Origin of the sequence: Streptomyces sp. NPDC048462, assembly GCF_043200175.1 — a bacterium.
Lineage (GTDB): Bacteria > Actinomycetota > Actinomycetes > Streptomycetales > Streptomycetaceae > Streptomyces.
Map to the genome: position 1 here is coordinate 1 of NZ_JBICXG010000013.1, position 17,666 is coordinate 17,666.

General features: G+C 66.9%; 15 protein-coding genes and 2 pseudogenes. 13 read left to right on the top strand and 4 right to left on the bottom strand.

The genetic code is table 11. From position 1 onward, the window contains the following. Positions 1-445 precede the first annotated feature (445 nt). The 5 genes and pseudogenes from ACGFU6_RS21810 (at position 446) to ACGFU6_RS21830 (ending at position 5,955) form a co-directional block, all read left to right on the top strand. Positions 446-3,649, top strand: a complete 3,204-nt coding sequence (locus ACGFU6_RS21810) for an NACHT domain-containing protein (RefSeq protein ID WP_393613019.1) — start codon at positions 446-448, stop codon at positions 3,647-3,649. A 24-nt stretch (positions 3,650-3,673) separates the two neighbouring features. Further along, a pseudogene (locus tag ACGFU6_RS21815) lies at positions 3,674-4,162 on the top strand (replication initiator); the annotation flags it as partial. Continuing rightward, a complete protein-coding gene (locus ACGFU6_RS21820; protein ID WP_393613021.1) occupies positions 4,155-4,391 on the top strand; it encodes a helix-turn-helix domain-containing protein in 237 nt (78 codons plus the stop codon). The pseudogene ACGFU6_RS21815 and the gene ACGFU6_RS21820, both read left to right, overlap by 8 nt. After that, positions 4,391-5,612 (top strand): annotated as a pseudogene (locus ACGFU6_RS21825) (tyrosine-type recombinase/integrase). The gene ACGFU6_RS21820 and the pseudogene ACGFU6_RS21825 overlap by 1 nt, the downstream one beginning before the upstream one ends. Before the next feature lie 67 nt (positions 5,613-5,679). Beyond that, entirely contained in the window at positions 5,680-5,955 is a 276-nt protein-coding gene (locus ACGFU6_RS21830) for a ribosomal protein L7/L12 (protein ID WP_393613023.1), read from the top strand. 103 nt (positions 5,956-6,058) lie between these two features. On the opposite strand, the gene ACGFU6_RS21835 is transcribed toward ACGFU6_RS21830, so the two are convergent. Further along, positions 6,059-6,820, bottom strand: coding sequence for a phosphoglyceromutase (locus tag ACGFU6_RS21835; protein WP_123524573.1), 762 nt, complete (start codon positions 6,818-6,820; stop codon positions 6,059-6,061). A 264-nt stretch (positions 6,821-7,084) separates the two neighbouring features. Here ACGFU6_RS21835 and ACGFU6_RS21840 point away from each other — a divergent pair, with 264 nt between their 5' ends. Beyond that, positions 7,085-8,401 carry an MDR family MFS transporter gene (locus ACGFU6_RS21840; protein WP_393613025.1) on the top strand — a complete coding sequence of 439 codons (1,317 nt, stop codon included), beginning with the start codon at positions 7,085-7,087 and terminating at the stop codon, positions 8,399-8,401. A 60-nt stretch (positions 8,402-8,461) separates the two neighbouring features. On the opposite strand, the gene ACGFU6_RS21845 is transcribed toward ACGFU6_RS21840, so the two are convergent. Together ACGFU6_RS21845 and phoU are read right to left on the bottom strand one after the other, a co-directional pair. Continuing rightward, positions 8,462-8,611 (bottom strand): hypothetical protein, encoded by a 150-nt coding sequence (locus ACGFU6_RS21845; protein ID WP_393613027.1) that lies wholly within the window; start codon positions 8,609-8,611, stop codon positions 8,462-8,464. 180 nt (positions 8,612-8,791) lie between these two features. Further along, a complete protein-coding gene (phoU, locus tag ACGFU6_RS21850; protein WP_123524571.1) occupies positions 8,792-9,469 on the bottom strand; it encodes a phosphate signaling complex protein PhoU in 678 nt (225 codons plus the stop codon). 198 nt (positions 9,470-9,667) lie between these two features. Between phoU and ACGFU6_RS21855 the strand changes: the two genes are divergently transcribed. Continuing rightward, the gene (locus ACGFU6_RS21855; RefSeq protein WP_393613029.1) at positions 9,668-10,942 is read left to right on the top strand and encodes a sensor histidine kinase; all 1,275 of its coding nucleotides are present in this window, start codon (positions 9,668-9,670) and stop codon (positions 10,940-10,942) included. After that, positions 10,939-11,619 carry a response regulator transcription factor gene (locus tag ACGFU6_RS21860; protein WP_123524569.1) on the top strand — a complete coding sequence of 227 codons (681 nt, stop codon included), beginning with the start codon at positions 10,939-10,941 and terminating at the stop codon, positions 11,617-11,619. The genes ACGFU6_RS21855 and ACGFU6_RS21860 overlap by 4 nt, the downstream gene beginning before the upstream one ends. Positions 11,620-11,759: 140 nt before the next feature. On the opposite strand, the gene ACGFU6_RS21865 is transcribed toward ACGFU6_RS21860, so the two are convergent. Beyond that, entirely contained in the window at positions 11,760-12,443 is a 684-nt protein-coding gene (locus ACGFU6_RS21865) for a DUF461 domain-containing protein (RefSeq protein WP_393613031.1), read from the bottom strand. Positions 12,444-13,107: 664 nt separating this feature from the next. Between ACGFU6_RS21865 and ACGFU6_RS21870 the strand changes: the two genes are divergently transcribed. From ACGFU6_RS21870 to ACGFU6_RS21890, 5 genes are all read left to right on the top strand, one after another. After that, positions 13,108-13,590, top strand: a complete 483-nt coding sequence (locus ACGFU6_RS21870; RefSeq protein WP_006380568.1) for a CarD family transcriptional regulator — start codon at positions 13,108-13,110, stop codon at positions 13,588-13,590. Between the two features lie 505 nt (positions 13,591-14,095). After that, positions 14,096-14,842 (top strand): 2-C-methyl-D-erythritol 4-phosphate cytidylyltransferase, encoded by a 747-nt coding sequence (gene ispD / locus ACGFU6_RS21875; protein ID WP_393613033.1) that lies wholly within the window; start codon positions 14,096-14,098, stop codon positions 14,840-14,842. Further along, positions 14,832-15,371, top strand: coding sequence for a 2-C-methyl-D-erythritol 2,4-cyclodiphosphate synthase (gene ispF, locus ACGFU6_RS21880; RefSeq protein ID WP_393613035.1), 540 nt, complete (start codon positions 14,832-14,834; stop codon positions 15,369-15,371). Before ispD ends, ispF begins: the two co-directional genes overlap by 11 nt. A 121-nt stretch (positions 15,372-15,492) precedes the next feature. Beyond that, the gene (locus ACGFU6_RS21885) at positions 15,493-16,065 is read left to right on the top strand and encodes a GNAT family N-acetyltransferase (protein ID WP_393613037.1); all 573 of its coding nucleotides are present in this window, start codon (positions 15,493-15,495) and stop codon (positions 16,063-16,065) included. A gap of 80 nt (positions 16,066-16,145) precedes the next feature. Beyond that, positions 16,146-17,666: an ABC transporter substrate-binding protein gene (locus ACGFU6_RS21890; RefSeq protein ID WP_393613038.1), complete on the top strand. Its 1,521-nt coding sequence runs from the start codon at positions 16,146-16,148 to the stop codon at positions 17,664-17,666.

Consider the following 17,666-nt stretch of genomic DNA (forward strand, 5'->3'; position numbering starts at 1 on the left):
GAGACGACACTCGGGCCCTCAACCTGCCCACTCTCGGCCCACGACACGAAAACGGTCCACCGACACCGTCGGCGGACCGTCACGAAACTTCGAGGCTAGGCGCGCGTGGCCTCGCTGCACCCCCACCGGCCTCAGCCAAGCTATCGAGGTTTGTCGTCGACCAGAGCAATAGGACACGGCGGGATCCGTGACAACGGTCGCAGCTCCCAGCCGGGGAGTCGAGGGCATCCAGGGCTTACTCAGGGCTGACCTTGAGTTGGATCTACCTGTGCAGGTTCGGTACCCGCACGTGGCCTCGCGTGATCCAGAAGTCTCACACGACAAAAATCTGACGAATTGGCAACCTGGTACCGCATGTTTCGGTACCGTACCAACCAAGCGTCAGCGAATTCACTGGACACCTCATCTTGCAATTAGTTCAATAAAGTTTGGAGCAGGTTCAAAAATGCTTGACATAGTCGCCTCTAAAATTGCAACCGCCATCCTCGGTACAGTAGTGGGCGCTGCGGTGCGTTCGGTTATTCCGGGCCAGGGAGCCGGCGTGGCTCGCGGTCCGCGCATTCCGCGCCTGAGGTCGACTAGGCCGACTTCGGTCGAGGAAGCCGATATCAAGCAACTTGCCAAACATGTCGAAAAAGGGCTTGACGCCTACTTGCGTCATGAGCTGCGCGAAATTGCCGAAAACGAGAAACAATCGGCACTTGAACTAGCTGGCGACAGTTTCGGTAATGCGAAAGTAGATATCTGGGAGTGTGCGCTCGACTCGCAACTGTACGCCACAGAGGTACTTCGACAGAGTACCAAAATCCGAAAGAGTGCCGCCCTCTCCTCCTCGGCGGACGCGTTCTATGAAATCCTTGTCTATCGAATCTCGTTGCAGGTAGTTCAATTCATCTCCACGTGGCCAACATTTTCGGCGCGGGTTGACATTGACCTCCTTAAGCGTATGAAACTGCTTGCCGAGGCAGTGGAAAAGATTCAGGACCGTTTGGGGCAGGACCTTCGAGCCGCCGACGTTGAATTTGAGGCACGTTACTGTTCGCTTGTAGAGGAGTCGCTCGATCACCTCCAAATCTTCGGGCTTGATCTAGCCGAACGCTCTAACCGTTCTTATAGTTTGACGACCGCTTACATCACACTCAGCGTCTCGCCTGCCCAAGGGACCAACAGTCAGAACCCGGATTTGTTCAGGGAAAGTATGGGGAATGACGACGAGCTGAGCGGCTCGGTAGGCAAGGCTGGGTCATCATTGGCGCCAGCCGGAATGAAGGCAGAGAACGCAATTTCATCCCTTAAGCGCATTCTGCTTCGAGGCGACGCGGGGTCTGGGAAGACAACGCTCCTCCAGTGGCTATCGGTCAACGTAGCCAGGAGGAGCCTTGAAGGGGAACTGGCGCAATGGAATACACTTGTGCCATTCATTCTTCCTCTACGGAGATTTGCGAACAAGCAGCTCCCTTCACCAGCAGAATTTTTCCCCGAGGTTGGAACGCACCTTGCCGACGAAATGCCCGATAAGTGGGTTAGCCGAATCCTCAGGACTGGACGTGCTCTTGTCCTGATCGATGGTGTTGATGAATTGCCGAGCAATCAGCGGGAAGAAGCCCGCAAGTGGTTGCGTGATTTGATTCGAACCTACCCCAGTGCTCACTACTTCGTAACGTCTCGGCCTGCCGCCGCAGAATCAGGCTGGCTTTCACAAGACGAATTCGCGACTCTCGACATGCTGCCAATGAGTAGTAAGGATGTTGAGAATTTCGTTCAGCATTGGCATGATGCAGCTCGTGCGGCGGAAAATGATGCCGCTGAGATCACCTCTCTGAATCAAGGGCAGATCGATCTAATCGGGTCCATCAAAGAGGAGCGGCAGCTAAAGCGTTTGGCTTCCAACCCGCTTCTCTGCGCACTGCTCTGCACCTTGAATCGAGATAGGCATTCACAGCTGCCCAAGGATCGCATGGAGCTGTACAGGGCAGCCCTAGACATGCTGCTACTAAGGCGTGACCGAGAGCGGCGGATCGAATACCCTGAGCCCCCCAATATCAGCGACTCTCAGAAGAAATCAATCCTCGGAGGATTTGCGTATTGGTTGATTCGCAACGGGCTTACTGATTCCGCTCAAGAGCAAGCGGTGAATCAGGTTTTCATTTCGCTGGAATCTATGCCTTCTGTCGTTGCTTCCCCGGACGAAGTCTTTGACTATCTCCTAGTGCGAAGCGGATGTCTGCGACGCCCTGTTCCAGGGCGCGTCGATTTCGTGCACCGTACATTCCAAGAGTTCCTAGCGGCTGCTCGGATCGTAGAAGTTGACGATCTCGAAGCTTTGGTGACCAACGCTCATCTGGATCAATGGCATGAAGTTGTGGTAATGGCTGTTGGGCATGCAAGACCGAAGGAGCGCTCATGGATCCTCAGTAGACTCCTCGAGCGCGGAGAGAAGGAGCTGGCATATCGAAGCCAACTGCATTTGTTGGCGGCAGCCTGCCTTGAGACAGCTGGAGAGTGTGACCCAGAGGTTCACGAGCGGGTCAAGAAGGCGATGGCTCGACTGATCCCTCCTCGAACCATGGCCGACGCCAAAGAGATTGCATCTGCAGGCGAAATGGTTATTCCGCTGATTCCAGAGCGACGCCTGGCTGCCGTGGAAGCCGCTGCCACAATTCGAATGGCGTCCATCATTGGAGGCGACGGTGCACTGTCACTTGTATCAAGGTTCGCACTGGACAAGAGACTTAAAGTCAGGCGGGAGATCGAGCGCGCTTGGCAATATTTCGAAGCCGAGGAATATGCGGAAAGAGTGCTGGGGCAGAACCATGAAGCCTGGAAAGAGATTACAATCGGCGTGCCGGAGATACTTAGCGCTGTGAGGCATTTGCCGAATCTTGAGCAATTGGATGTATTCTGCTCAGCCGATTCCATGGATTGGCTTCCGGAGAGTAGTAGGCTGCAATCCTTGGTCCTTCGGAGAGCAGTGACAAACTTCTCCTTTGATTCTGTGCGCAAGTGTCCGAATCTGTCGCGACTGGTCATAACGGCCTTCACAGCGTCCGGGAGCGTGGAGGCACTGGGTGATCTTACCCACTTGCAGGAATTCGCGGCTTTCGTTTCCGAAGGGCTTCATCTTTCCCGGATCCCGAAAATGGAATCCTTGACCTCCTTTCAGTTTCACGGTGAAGGTCACGTTGATGTCGCCAACATTGCGTCGGCCTGCCGAAACCTGAAAGAGCTAACATTGGGGCCATACTCCGTTCCGGATTTCTCAAATCTGCAAGAAATGGAGAAGCTTGAACGGCTTTCTGTTTGGCATTTTGATCCGGAGCTTTATCGTGCCCTTTCGTTGGCCTCCGGTCTGCATCATCTTACGATTCGGGGACGGTTCGAATCTTGCGACCTGGGTAAGCTTGCGGAATTTAATAACCTTCGGCATCTCAGTGTCCGGCCGGTGGGTGGTTTCAGCGGGGAGATTGACGTTAGTCCGTTCATGGATAAGAGTCGTTTCACCCTCAGCCTGTCGCTCGGACCGGATGGCTCGGTCACGGGTGTGAGGGAATCTAAGGCTTTGAAGCATGAGATTACTTCAGGCCTAGAGAGTGACGTTAGGATTGTCAATGTTTCCCTGACGGGCGATTTGCATTCTCCTTCGTCCTGACGGTCGGCGGAGCGGTTGGGGGGCCGCAAAGCCGACTTCGACGGCGGCCAAGAACTGACCGAACGGGCCGTTGCCTCCTACATCGCCAAGTACGCCACCAAGGGTGCCGAGACCGCCACGGGAGCTCTCGACCGCCCGCTCAAGTTCCTCGCCGAACTCGCCCAGCTCGACATCAGCGACCACACCCTCCGACTGATCCGAACGGCCTGGACGCTCGGCGCACGCAAGGAGTTAGAGGACCTTCGGCTCCGGGCCTGGGCTCACATGCTCGGCTTCCGCGGCCACTTCTCCACCAAGTCCCGCCGCTACTCCACCACCCTCGGCGCCCTCCGCACCGCCCGCGCCGAATGGCGTCGCGCGCAAACCGCGGCAGCGACCGAGGGCGAGATGGACACGACCCTCGTCGTCTCGCACTGGGTCTTCGCCGGAACCGGCCTGTCCTCCGCCGAAGCCTGGCTCACCGCATCCCTCGCACCCGCCCCCGGAACGGAAGGAGAGCCAACCCGTGGCTGAGCGGCGTCTCACCGTGGCGCAGGTCCCCGACAGACCGCGCCCCCTCCCGGCGCGGTACCTGACTCCTCTGGACGTCGCCGAACTCCTGGGCGTGCCGATCGAGACGGTCTACCAGTGGCGCCGTAAGCGCACCGGTCCCCGCGGCTTCCGGGTCGGCCGGCACCTGCGCTACGACCCCAACGACGTTCGGGCCTGGGTCGAGTCCCTGATGAATAGGGCGGTTGCCTGATGGCCGGGCACATTCAGGACCGGTGGTACAAAAGCGAGTCCGGCCCAGACGGCAAGGTCCGTAAGGTCAAGAGCGACCGCTACGCCTCCGGGCTTCGCTACAGGGCTCGCTACGTCGGCCCGGACGGTACGGAGAAGGCCAAGAGCTTCCCCGATAGGCAGAAGCGGCTTGCCGATCAGTGGCTCGCGCACATCGAGGCTGACATGGCGCGGGGTCAGTACATCGACCCTCGCGCGGCCCGGATCACGTTCCAGCAGTACACGGAGAACTGGGTCACCTCCCAGGGCTCCGACCCGAACACCCAAGCCTCGATGGAGTCGCAGCTTCGGCTGCACGCCTTCCCGTACCTGGGTACGCGCCCACTCGGCTCCTTCCAACCCGCGCACATCCGCGACTGGGTACGGCAACTCCAGGCGAACGGCATCCTTGGCTCGTACGCCCGGACGATCTACTCCAACGTGCGGGCCGCCTTGAGCGCGGCGGTGGATGACGGGCATCTCCCCCGCAATCCGTGTGCGGCTCGTTCTGTCCGACCGCCGACCGTCGACACCAAGCGCGTCACACCGTGGATGCCGAATCGGGTCTTCAGCTGTTCGTGCGGCCATGCCTGAACGCTTCCGAGCGATGGTCGATCTGGGCGCCGGCTGTGGGCTCCGGCAGGGCGAGATTCTTGGCGTGGCCGTCGACGCGATCGACGTCACGTCGGACACGCTCCACGTGGTCCAGCAACTAAAACTGAGCCGCAGCAAGGCCGTATTCGCTCCGCCGAAGGGCGGCAAGCTTCGGGACGTGCCGCTCCCCAGGCCGGTCGCTGACGCTCTCCGGGCGCACATGAAGGAGTTCCCGCCGGTCGAGATCACGTTGCCGTGGAAGGTCGCGGACGGTCCCCCGGTGACCAAGCGACTGATCTTCACCGGGCCGCGCGGAGGTCATGTCTGGCGCACGTCGCTCAACGAGGAAGCGTGGAAGCGGGCGCTGGCCGGCGCCGGGGTGATCCCGGTCCCCGAGCATGGACAGCCGTACGCCGAGTCCCGCGAGAACGGCATGCACGCACTGCGGCACTTCTACGCCTCGGTGCTCCTCGACGCCGGGGAGAACATCAAGGCCCTGGCCGAGTACCTGGGCCACTCGGACCCCGGTCTGACGCTCTGCGTGTACGCGCACCTGATGCCGTCCAGCCAGGAGCGGACCCGCAAAGCCGTGGCTGCTGTCTTCGGCTAGACCAAAACGGTGCGACATGGCGGCTGAGGGCTCGTACGCTCCGAACCGGAGAGGGGTGGGGAGGGCCTTGGCAGACGAGTACTTCTTGCTGGTGTGCGACGACGTGCCTCATGACGTGGTGCTCATCGAAGCCGGTCTGCGCGTGATGGACGTCGTCCAGGTCGTGCGTCGGTTGAAGAGGCTGAGCCTCTGGCACAGCAAGGTTCTGGTGACACAGGCTCCCGCCGTGATCCTCACCGGCATTTCCGAGGAAGCCGCGGCGGCGGCCGTCTCGGCCCTCCGCGATGCGGGAGCCCGGGCAGAGACGAGAGAACAGCCGGAGCCGGACTTCCTGAAGCGCTGAGTACGGCCCGGTCAACCAGCTGACGGCCCAGAGACGGCCCCAGCACAACAACAAGCCCCCTACCGGCGGAGAACCCGCAGGTAGGGGGCTTCCTCAGCTCTGTTTACTTCTTCTTGCCCTGGTTCTTCACGGCCTCGATGGCGGCCTTCGCCGCGTCCGGGTCGAGGTAGGTGCCGCCCGGCTTCAACGGGCGGAAGTCCGCGTCCAGTTCATAGGCGAGCGGGATGCCCGTCGGGATGTTCAGGCCCGCGATGTCGGCGTCGGAGACGCCGTCGAGGTGCTTGACCAGGGCGCGGAGGCTGTTGCCGTGCGCGGCGACCAGGACCGTGTGGCCGGCCAGCAGGTCCGGGACGATGCCGTCGTACCAGTACGGCAGCATGCGCACGACGACGTCCTTGAGGCACTCCGTGCGCGGGCGCAGCTCCGGCGGGATCGTCGCGTAGCGGGCGTCGCCGCTCTGCGAGTACTCGGCGCCGTCGGCGAGCTCCGGGGGAGGGGTGTCGTACGAGCGGCGCCAGAGCATGAACTGCTCCTCGCCGAACTCGGCGAGGGTCTGGGCCTTGTCCTTGCCCTGGAGGGCGCCGTAGTGGCGCTCGTTCAGCCGCCAGGAGCGGTGCACGGGGATCCAGTGGCGGTCCGCCGCTTCCAGCGAGAGCTGGGCGGTGCGGATCGCGCGCTTCTGGAGCGAGGTGTGCACGACGTCGGGAAGCAGGCCGGCCTCCGTCAGCAGCTCACCGCCGCGGACCGCCTCCTTCTCGCCCTTCTGGGTCAGGTTGACGTCCACCCAACCGGTGAACTGATTTGTCGCGTTCCATTCGCTCTCGCCGTGGCGGAGGAGGATCAGCTTGTACGGTGCGTCGGCCATGCGTCCGAGCGTAATCGAACCCGTGCGGGCCGCGCGCGCCCGGCCACGGAGCGGACAGCCGGGCGGGGGCCGGGAGGGGCGGTGCGGCTTCGATTGACGGCAGGCGTCAATTGGGTGGCAGGGCGGAATCCGGGGTTCGTAGTGTTCGTCCCGGTGGTGGAACGGCCCGGTGTGCCGAGGGCCGCCGCCGATCCGATTCCTTGCGTCGCTGATCCGATTCCTGACGTCGCCGATGCGCTTTCTTACGTCCCGGGGGGAACCCGCATGTCTGTCACCGCGCTGAGACGGGCCACCCGTGACACCGTCTCCGGGCTCCCCAGGGAGTTCTGGTGGCTGTGGACCAGCACCCTGGTCAACCGGCTCGGGGCGTTCGTCGCCACGTTCATGGCCCTGTACCTGACCCTGGACCGGGGCTACTCCGCCTCGTACGCCGGGCTGGTCGCCGCGCTGCACGGGCTCGGCGGGGTCGTGGCCTCGCTCGGGGCGGGGGTGATGGCCGACCGGTTCGGGCGGCGGCCCACGATGCTGGCCGCGCAGGTCTCGACGGCCGTCTCGGTGGCGGTGCTCGGCTTCATGGTCCATCCCGCGGCCATCGCCGCTGTCGCCTTCTTCGTCGGCATGTCGAGCAACGCCTCCCGGCCCGCAGTCCAGGCGATGATCGCTGACATCGTCCCGGCCAAGGACCGGGTCCGGGCCTTCTCGCTCAACTACTGGGCGATCAATCTGGGCTTCGCGGTCTCCTCGGCCGGGGCCGGGTTCATCGCGGAGTACAGCTATCGCGCCGGCTTCGTCGCTGAGGCGGTGATGACCCTGTTCTGCGCCGTCGTCGTCTTCCTGAAGGTGCCGGAGTCCCGCCCGGAGAAGGCCGCCACGGCCGCCGGTGCGCCGGGGGTCCCGGACGCCGACGACGTGCGGCTCGGCACGGTGCTGCGCGACGGGCGGTTCATGGGGATCGCCGGGCTGTCCTTCGTCATCGCCCTGATCTTCCAGCAGGGGTACGTGGGGCTGCCGGTGGCCATGGGGACGGACGGGTTCAGCAGCTCCGACTTCGGTACCGCCATCGCCGTCAACGGTGTGCTGATCGTGGTCCTCCAGATCCCGGTCACCCGCTTCATCCAGCACCGCGACCCGCGCCGGCTGCTCATCGTCTCGTCGCTGCTGGCGGGGTACGGGTTCGGGCTGACCGCGTTCGCCGGGTCCGTCGCCGTGTACGCGTTGACGATCTGCGTGTGGACGGTCGCCGAGATCGTCAACGCGCCCGTGCAGAACGGGCTGGTCGTCCAGCTCTCACCGGCCCACGGCCGGGGCCGCTACCAGGGGATGTACACGCTCTCCTGGGCCGCCGCCGCGCTGGTCGCCCCGCTGCTGTCCGGGGTGGTCATCGACCACTTCGGGGCCGGGTGGCTGTGGGGGATGTGCGCGGTCCTGGGCACCGTCGCCGCGTTCGGGTACTGGCTGCTGATGCGGAACCTGCCGCAGCCGGGCGCGACGGTGGAGAGCGGCCAGGGTTCCGTCGAGGCCACCGGGGCCGGCACCAGTGCGGCACCCGCCACAAGTTCACCGCCGCCCCGCACGGTCTGACTCGCACAGTCGTACGCGGCGGGCTCCCCGCGTGGGGTGCCCGCCGCTGCTCCGTGTCCGTCAGCCCGAGCAGCCGCCGCACTGGCACGGCGCTCCGGACTGGCATCCGCACCCGCAGCCCGAGCCGCAGCCGCAGGCGCCGAGGACGGCTCCGTGCGCCACGTCGGCGGGTGTCTCCTGCTGGGGTTCGGTCGTGGGGGAATCGGCCATGGTTCCTCCTCAAGGCGTACGACAGGGCCGTACGCCCGCACAGGGCCCACGACCGGGGCGTACGGACAAGTCGTGCCGCCCCACCCCATTGCATGCCCACCCGGGCAGGCGCATCAACGGCGCACACGCGCAGGAACGCATGTGCGAAGAAGTGCGCCGTCGTACGCCCGCCGCTTCCGGCTACGCGCCCTCGACCGGCGCCGCCTGCTGGATATCGTCCGCGTGCTCGCCCGTCACCAGGTACACGACGCGCTTGGCCACCGACACGGCGTGGTCGGCGAACCGCTCGTAGTAGCGGCCCAGCAGCGTCACGTCCACGGCCGTCTCGATGCCGTGCTTCCACCGGTCGTCCATCAGGTGCTGGAACAGCGTGCGGTGCAGCAGGTCCATCTCGTCGTCGTCCTGCTCCAGCTGGAGCGCCAGATCGACGTCCTTGGTGATGATCACCTCGGCGGCCTTGGCCATCAGGCGCTGCGCCAGCTGCCCCATCTCCAGGATGGTGGCGTGCAGGTCGTGCGGCACCGCCGACTGCGGGAAGCGCAGCCGGGCCAGCTTGGCGACGTGCTGGGCGAGGTCGCCCGAGCGCTCCAGGTCGGCGCTCATCCGGAGCGAGGTCACCACGATCCGCAGGTCCGTCGCCACCGGCTGCTGGCGGGCCAGCAGCGCGATGGCCCTGGCCTCCAGGTCGTGCTGGAGGTCGTCGACCTTCTGGTCCGCGGCGATCACGGTCTCCGCGAGCTTCAGGTCGGCATCGAGCATGGACGTCGTCGCCCGGCCGATCGCCGACCCGACGAGCCTGGCCATCTCGACCAGCCCCTCGCCGATCGAGTCGAGTTCCTCGTGGTACGCGTCACGCATGGGAAGTCCCTCTCCAGTCCTTAACCGAGGCCGGGGCCAGCTCTGAACCCCACGTTGCCACCGTGACGGCCGTACGCGTCGGGTTCCGACCTGCCAAGTGAACCGGTGCTTGCTCCTCGGTGAACTCTGGGCGACGAGTGTTCGAGTAGGCACTCGGATGGCTGGGAGAGTGTCCGCCCGGCCGCATAACCTGGAGCCATGGACGTGAACGCGGCGGTCGCCGCAGCTGCAGCGATGGCCGGGCTGTGCACCGGCGTGATCGCGATGCTGGCGTTCCGCTGGAGCGAGCGCGACCAGAAGAAGCCGACGCGTACCTCCCTGCGGCCCGACAGCAATACCCCCCTGCCTCCCGGAGTCGATACGGTCCTGTCCGTGCTCAGTTCCTCGGCCGTCGTGCTCGACGAGAGCGACAGTGTCGTCAAGGCCAGCTCCGCCGCGTACGCGCTGGGGCTGGTCAGGGGCGGGCGGCTCGCCGTCGAACCGATGCTGAACATGGCCAGGGACACCCGCCGCGACGGTGAGATACGCCAGGTCGAACTGGACCTCCCGCGCCGCGGCACCGGCCGGGGCGAGGCACTCGCGGTCTCCGCCCGGGTCGCCCCGCTGGGCTCCAGGCTGGTGCTGCTGCTGGTCGAGGACCTCACCGAGGCCCGTCGCATCGAAGCGGTACGGCGCGACTTCGTCGCCAACGTCAGCCACGAGCTCAAGACCCCGACCGGGGCGCTGTCCCTGCTGTCGGAGGCCGTCATGGACGCCTCCGACGACCCGGAGGCGGTGGAACGGTTCGCGGGCCGGATGCAGATCGAGGCGACCCGGCTCACCAACCTCGTACAGGAGCTCATCGACCTCTCCCGGGTGCAGAACGACGACCCGCTGGAGGACGCCGAACCGGTCCGGGTGGACGAACTGGTCGCGGAGGCCATCGACCGCTGCCGGCAGCAGGCCGGCTCCAAACAGATCACCATGGCCGCGGGCGGCACCGCCGAGCTCCGCATCTGGGGCAACCGGGGCCAGCTCGCCGCCGCTCTCGGCAACCTCGTCGAGAACGCCGTCAACTACAGCCCCGCCCGCACCCGCGTCGGCATCGCCGCCCGCCGGGTGGCCGTGTCCGGCGGGGACGAGATCGAGATAGCCGTGACCGACCAGGGCATCGGCATCTCGGAGAAGGACCGCGAGCGGGTCTTCGAACGTTTCTACCGCGTCGACCCGGCCCGCTCACGGGCCACCGGTGGCACCGGCCTCGGCCTCGCCATCGTCAAGCACGTGGCCGCCTCGCACGGCGGGGAGGTCACCGTCTGGAGCTCGGAGGGACAGGGCTCCACCTTCACCCTGCGGCTGCCCGAAGCGGGCGCCGTGAGGGAACGGGACCGTACATCCGGCGGACCGCTCATCGTCAACGGCGACGAGGGGCCGTACCCGGCCGCCGCCCCCGACACTCTTGATTCATTCCCTGCCCCGGAGGCTCTTCCGTGACCCGAGTGCTTGTCGTCGAGGATGAGGAATCCTTCAGCGACGCCCTGTCCTACATGCTCCGCAAGGAAGGCTTCGAGGTCGCCATCGCGGCCACGGGTCCCGACGGCCTGGACGAGTTCGAGCGCAACGGCGCCGACCTCGTACTGCTCGACCTGATGCTGCCCGGACTGCCCGGCACCGAGGTGTGCAGGCAGCTGCGCAGCAAGTCCAACGTCCCCGTGATCATGGTCACGGCCAAGGACAGCGAGATCGACAAGGTCGTCGGCCTGGAAATAGGAGCCGACGACTATGTGACCAAGCCCTTCTCCTCGCGTGAGCTCGTCGCCCGCATCCGCGCGGTGCTGCGCCGCCGGGGCGAGCCGGAGGAGGTCACCCCGGCCGCCCTGGAGGCCGGCCCGGTCCGGATGGACGTGGACCGCCACGTCGTCACGGTCTCCGGCGGCAAGGTCGACCTCCCGCTGAAGGAGTTCGACCTGCTGGAGATGCTGCTGCGCAACGCCGGGCGGGTGCTGACCCGGATGCAGCTGATCGACCGGGTCTGGGGCGCCGACTACGTGGGCGACACCAAGACGCTCGACGTCCACGTCAAGCGGCTGCGCGCCAAGATCGAGCCCGACCCGGGCGCGCCGAGGTTCCTGGTGACGGTGCGGGGCCTCGGGTACAAGTTCGAGCCGTAAACCGGCCCGCGGCCCGCCGCGAGCGCGCATACGGCTGAGGCGCCTCCCGAGCCGGGAGGCGCCTCAGCCGTATGCGCGCTTTCGCGTGTACTCGAACGGGTCCGCGTGTGCTCGCGCGATGGTCCGCGTGTGCTCGCGGGTCAGGTGTTCGGCTGTGCCGAGTCGGACGCCGCGTCGGTCGGGGTGGCCGTGTCGCTCGACGAGGCCGATCCGGACGGGGTGCCGGACGGGGTGCCCGGCGTCTCGGTGGCGGAGCCGGAGGGCGTCGCGTCGGCCGGGTTCGAGGCCGTCGCGTTCGGCAGCTCCGGGAGCGCGCTGGGGCCGAAGCCCTTGAAGTAGCTGGTGGCCGGGACGACGGTGGCGCCCAGCGGGATGTCGCCGGACTCGCTGAACTTGAAGACCAGGTTCTGGACGTTGCCGTTCTGCGCGGCCTCGCTGCCGTTCTCGATCACGGCGGCCGCGTTGCCCTTGCCGCCGAGCACGACCCGGCCGCCGGCCGGTACGACGAGCGGCCCGGTGCCCTTGGCGGGGTGCAGCTGCACGGAGGCGCTGGTGCCGGTCAGGGCGATGCCGTTGAGGGTCTCCGCCTTGGCGCTGTTGTTGAACAGCGTGGCGATCACCACGGCCGGGCCCTTGGCGCCGCGTTCCGGCTGGGTGACGACATTGGCGTTCTGGATCTTGATGGCGCCGACCGAGGTCGCGGCGTTGTCGGGCCTGACTTCGAGCGTCTGCGCGTTCTTGCCCGCACCACATGCGGAGAGCGCGGCGATCGAGAACGCGATGGCGGTGGCGGCGAGAGCGCCGTGTCGAAGGCTGCGGCTCACGGCGGGGGCAACTCCTTGGACGAGCGGACTTACGGACGGGGTCGGGCGAGTCGTGTCGAAGTCGCCCCGAGCGGTGTGACAGCGGTCAGGTTACCGAGCCGCTGTCCCCGGCCCGCAACCGACCCGCCCCCCGGACGCCCCGGGGATCGCGGCCGGCCCGGACGTGATCATTCGCAAGCCGTTCACATAACAGGCTTGATCAATTCCGCCGGACGTTCAGCCCGTGCTTCCTCCAGGAGTTCCCCGTGCTTCCCGCAGGAGTTCCCGGGAGTTCCACCGGCCCCGGCGTGCTCCGGCGCATTCATTGCGGATAATCCCGCGACATCCACGCGACGGCCGACCGTTGATCAATTTCATTGACCATCGGCACTTACCGCCGTACGGGTGATCGATCCTCGAACGGAGTACGGAAAGTTCACCATCCTGAACCCGGCAAAACGGGACGTTAGGTCCCTTCCGAGCAAGTTCCGACGGGTGTAACGTCCGCGTTTCTCCTCGCCCGTACAGCCGCTCCGACCTGCGAATACCGTCCCCGAGGAGCCTTCCGCAGCACGTACGTGTTGCAGTTGTCAAGCCCCGAGATATGCCCTGACCTGCGAAAACGCCATTCAGGAGAAGCCGTTCTCGTGTTACTCTTGATAGCCACGGAAGGGGTACCTGTCACATGACGTTCAAGGTTGGCGACACCGTGGTCTATCCCCATCACGGGGCCGCGCTGATCGAGGCTATCGAAACTCGCCAGATCAAAGGCGTGGACAAGACCTACTTGGTGCTCAAGGTCGCTCAGGGCGACTTGACGGTGCGTGTGCCGGCGGACAATGCGGAGTTCGTGGGTGTGCGTGACGTAGTCGGTCAGGAAGGGCTGGACCGGGTCTTCGAGGTGCTGCGCGCGCCGTATGCCGAGGAGCCGACGAACTGGTCCCGACGCTACAAGGCAAATCTCGAAAAGCTCGCCTCCGGCGATGTCATCAAGGTCGCGGAAGTAGTTCGTGACCTGTGGCGTCGTGAGCGCGAGCGTGGACTCTCCGCAGGTGAGAAGCGCATGCTCGCCAAGGCTCGCCAGATCCTGGTGAGCGAGCTCGCTCTCGCGGAGAACACCAACGAGGACAAGGCCGAGGCTCTGCTCGACGAGGTCCTCGCGTCCTGAAGTGCTCGTGCAGTGCTCGTGCCTGATGTCTGAAACCGGATCGCACCGGTCCAAGGCGTAAATAATGTGCCGCGGTGCCCGCTGACCAGCCGTTTGAACGGCCTGTCGTCGGGCGCTGCGGCATGTCCGGGCATGGGTCCGACCCCGGACATGAGTTCATGTCCGGCGATGGATTCCGGGCGTCCGACTGCGGATTTTCGGACACACGGATTCCGGCCATATTCCGGATTCCGGGCGCAAGGACGCCGACGGCCAAGGCCCAGGCGTCCCGGATGTTGTTCTCGATGTGCCGACGCGTTGGCCTCGGCGACGATCCCCCGGTACTTTGCTCGCGATCTTGTGAAGTCGACGTGTCAGGCCGATCCCGAGCGGCCGGGGCGGTCCTCGTCTCGCCCGGGGTCACGGAAGGGGTCCCGGTCGAGTCATGGCGTAGCGCCCGGCTCGATTGAGCCCATACCCACGTCGGCCGTGGAGACAAACATGCCGATGCTTCGGAGTGCAACCGATGTCTGATCAATCGCTTCCAGGCCGCACCGCCGCCGTGATTCCCGCGGCCGGCCGCGGTGTACGGCTCGGCCCCGGCGCCCCCAAGGCGCTGCGCGCGCTGGGCGGAACACCCATGCTCGTCCATGCCGTACGGGCCATGGCGGCCTCCCGTCAGGTCTCCCTGGTCGTGGTCGTCGCTCCGCCCGACGGCGCCGCCGAGGTGCGCAGCCTGCTCGACGAGCACGCCCTGCCCGAGCGCACCGAATTCCTCGTCGTGCCGGGTGGCGACACCCGCCAGGAGTCGGTGAAGCTCGGCCTGGACGCGCTGCCCGCCGATGTCTGTGCCGTCCTCGTGCACGACGCGGCCCGCCCGCTGGTGCCCGTCGACACCGTGGACGCGGTGGTCGAGGCGGTACGGGACGGGGCGCTCGCCGTCGTCCCGGCGCTGCCGCTGGCGGACACCGTCAAGGAGGTCGAGCCGGGCGCGCCGGGGGAGCCCGAACCGGTGCTCTCCACGCCGGTGCGCTCCAGGCTGCGTGCGGTGCAGACGCCGCAGGGCTTCGACCGCGACACGCTGGTGCGGGCCCATGAGCGGGTCGCCGTCAGCGGCGAGGGCGCGACCGACGACGCGGGCCTGGTCGAGCAGCTCGGGGCGCCCGTCGTGGTCGTACCCGGACACGAGGAGGCGTTCAAGGTGACCCGGCCGCTGGACCTGGTCCTGGCCGAAGCGGTTCTCGCGCGCAGGAGGGCGAACGATGGCTTCTGAGGAGCAGATGGTGTCCGGTGGGCAGGCGGTTTCCGGGGGGCGCGCCGCGCCGGTGATCCCGCTCGTCGGGATCGGTACCGACATCCACGCCTTCGAGGAGGGCCGCGAGCTGTGGTGCGCGGGTCTGCTGTGGGAGGGCGAGGGCCCGGGGCTCGCCGGGCACTCCGACGCGGACGTCGTCGCGCACGCCGCGTGCAACGCGCTGTTCTCGGCCGCCGGCCTCGGCGACCTCGGGCAGCACTTCGGCACCGGGCGCCCCGAGTGGTCCGGCGCCGCGGGGGTCACGCTGCTGACCGAGGCGGCCCGGATCGTGCGGTCCGAGGGCTTCGAGATCGGCAACGTCGCCGTCCAGGTCGTCGGCGTACGGCCGAAGATCGGCAAGCGGCGTGACGAGGCGCAGCGGGTGCTGTCCGCCGCGGTGGGTGCGCCGGTCTCGCTCTCCGCCGCCACCTCCGACGGACTCGGCTTCACCGGCCGCGCGGAGGGCATCGCGGGAATCGCCACCGCGCTGGTCTACCGACTGGTCTGACCTGCCCCGGAGCCGATCCGGCGGGCCCGGCGGACCGCCGGGCCCGTGGCCTTGTTGCACATCGGTTGCACGTACCCTGGTACGGCAATGAGGTGATGCGAGGGACGGGAGAGGCTCCGGGATGAGTACGACGATGACGGCCGCGGTACGGGCCGATGCCGACGGATACATCCTGCGCACCGCCACTGCCCATGACGTCGACGGGGCGCGGGCCGTGATGCTCGACACCGTCTACCGCGACCTGAGGTCCGGCTACGTACCGCGCTGGCACGCCGACATCATCGATCCCGAGGCCAGTTATCTGCGGCCCGAGCGCTGCACCCTGCTGGTGGCCGAGCGCGACGGCGAGATCGTCGCGACGGGCGCCGTGCGCGACCGGGGACCGCAGGCGCCGCCCAACCCGCAGTGGGTCGCGGACCGCTTCCCGTCCGGCAGCACCGCCCAGCTGTGCCGGATCTACGTGACGCCGGAGCATCGCAGGCACGGGCTGGCGCGGCGGCTGGTGCGCGAGCTGTGCGACTTCGTCGCGCGGGCCGGCGGGTACGAGGCGGTCTACCTGCACACCGATCCCTCAGTGCCGGGCGCCGAGCCGTTCTGGCGGTCCCTTGCGCGGGAGGTGTGCGACGAGCGCACCCTGCCCGGCCGGGGCCAGAGCGTCGTCCACTTCGAGCTTCCGATGCCCGCCGCCGGCTGAACCGGCGTCCCCGGGTTCGCTCACCGCCGCTTCCCCCATGCCATTTCAAATGACAATCGTTTTCATATAAGGTCGTTGCCATGCCCACGTCCCGACTCCGTCGCGCCGCGCTGCCGCTGACCGCGGCCGCCCTCCTCGTCCCGCTCGCCACCGCCTGCTCCGGCGGCGCGAACGACACCGGGAGCGCGTCGGGCGGCGGGCAACGCCTCCGGGTCGTCATGGCCTTCCCGCCCGCCCAGGCGATGTCCCCCTACGGCGACGACGCCGTCAACCTCAGCCGCCTCTCGGTCATCGAGGGCCTCACCTCCCTCGACCGCGAAGGCGCCGCGAAGCCCGCGCTGGCCGCCTCCTGGAAGCGCGAGAGCCCGAAGGCGTGGACCTTCACCCTGCGCGAGGCGTCCTTCCAGGACGGCACGGAAGTCGACGCGGCCGCCGTCGCCCGGTCCCTGAACGCCGCCCAGAAGGCCTCGCCCAAGCCCCGCGTCCTGTCCGACACCGGCATCACCGCGACCGCCGGCGGCGACGGCACCGTACGGGTCGTCACCACCGAGGCCGATCCGCTGCTGCCCCAGCGCCTCGCCAACCCCTCCCTCACCGTCCTGTCGGCCGCCGCCTACCGCGACGGCAAGGTGAACCCCGCCGGACACGCCACCGGACCCTTCACCCTCGCCTCGGTCAAGGGAGCCGTCGGCGCCACCCTGGAACGCAACGACCACTACTGGGGTGCCAAGGCCAAGGCCCCCGGCGTCGACGTGACGTTCGTGGCCGACGGCACCGCCCGCGCCAACGCCCTGCGAACCAAGGCCGTCGACGTCGCCGAGTACGTACCGATCTCGCAGGCCTCCCTCCTCGGCGACGGGCTCGTCCACGAGTTCCCCTCCGCCCGCACCAACGGCCTCTCCCTCAACACCGAGCACGGCGTCTTCAGCGACCCCGCGATGCGCGCCGCCGCCCGCGAGGCGATCGACTCCCAGGCCCTCGTCAAGGCCGTCTACGAAGGCCGCGCCGACAGCGCGCAGGGCCTCCTCGGACCCGGCGTGCCATGGGCCGCCGCAGCCCGCCAGGACCCGGCCGGCCGGGCGGAGGCCGCCGGCAAGGCGCAGATCGCGAAGGCAAAGCAGATCGTGCTGGCCACCTACACCAACCGGCCTGAACTCCCCGAGGCCGCCACCGTCGTCCAGCAGCAGCTCCAGAAGCGCGGCTTCACCGTCAAGCAGGTCGTCCGCGACTACGCCCAGCTGGAGGCCGACGCCCTCGCCGGCAAGTACGACGCCTTCATCCAGGCCCGCAACACCCTCCTGGACACCGCCGACCCCGTCTCCTACCTCGCCTCCGACTTCACCTGCGACGGCAGCTTCAACATCTCGCAGCTCTGCGACAAGCGCGTCGACGCCGACGTGGACAAGGCCGCCGCACTCGCCGGAACGGACGCCCGCCACCGCGCGGCGATGACGGCCGAGGCGGACATCCTCGGCACCGACGCCCTCGTCCCCCTGCTCCACGAACGCTTCGTCCAGGGGTACGACGACAGCCGCGTCCACGGCGTCGCGCTCGACCCGATGGAACGCACCCTCATCACCGCAGACACCCGCGTCGGATGA

What these genes read in the sequence shown, in the direction of transcription:
- ACGFU6_RS21810 (WP_393613019.1), top strand. Translation starts at nt 446, where the DNA reads ATGCTTGACATAGTCGCCTCTAAAATTGCAACCGCCATCCTCGGTACA.
- ACGFU6_RS21835 (WP_123524573.1), bottom strand. Translation starts at nt 6,820, where the DNA reads ATGGCCGACGCACCGTACAAGCTGATCCTCCTCCGCCACGGCGAGAGC.
- ACGFU6_RS21840 (WP_393613025.1), top strand. Translation starts at nt 7,085, where the DNA reads ATGTCTGTCACCGCGCTGAGACGGGCCACCCGTGACACCGTCTCCGGG.
- ACGFU6_RS21845 (WP_393613027.1), bottom strand. Translation starts at nt 8,611, where the DNA reads ATGGCCGATTCCCCCACGACCGAACCCCAGCAGGAGACACCCGCCGAC.
- phoU (WP_123524571.1), bottom strand. Translation starts at nt 9,469, where the DNA reads ATGCGTGACGCGTACCACGAGGAACTCGACTCGATCGGCGAGGGGCTG.
- ACGFU6_RS21855 (WP_393613029.1), top strand. Translation starts at nt 9,668, where the DNA reads ATGGACGTGAACGCGGCGGTCGCCGCAGCTGCAGCGATGGCCGGGCTG.
- ACGFU6_RS21870 (WP_006380568.1), top strand. Translation starts at nt 13,108, where the DNA reads ATGACGTTCAAGGTTGGCGACACCGTGGTCTATCCCCATCACGGGGCC.
- ispD (WP_393613033.1), top strand. Translation starts at nt 14,096, where the DNA reads ATGTCTGATCAATCGCTTCCAGGCCGCACCGCCGCCGTGATTCCCGCG.
- ispF (WP_393613035.1), top strand. Translation starts at nt 14,832, where the DNA reads ATGGCTTCTGAGGAGCAGATGGTGTCCGGTGGGCAGGCGGTTTCCGGG.
- ACGFU6_RS21885 (WP_393613037.1), top strand. Translation starts at nt 15,493, where the DNA reads ATGAGTACGACGATGACGGCCGCGGTACGGGCCGATGCCGACGGATAC.
- ACGFU6_RS21890 (WP_393613038.1), top strand. Translation starts at nt 16,146, where the DNA reads ATGCCCACGTCCCGACTCCGTCGCGCCGCGCTGCCGCTGACCGCGGCC.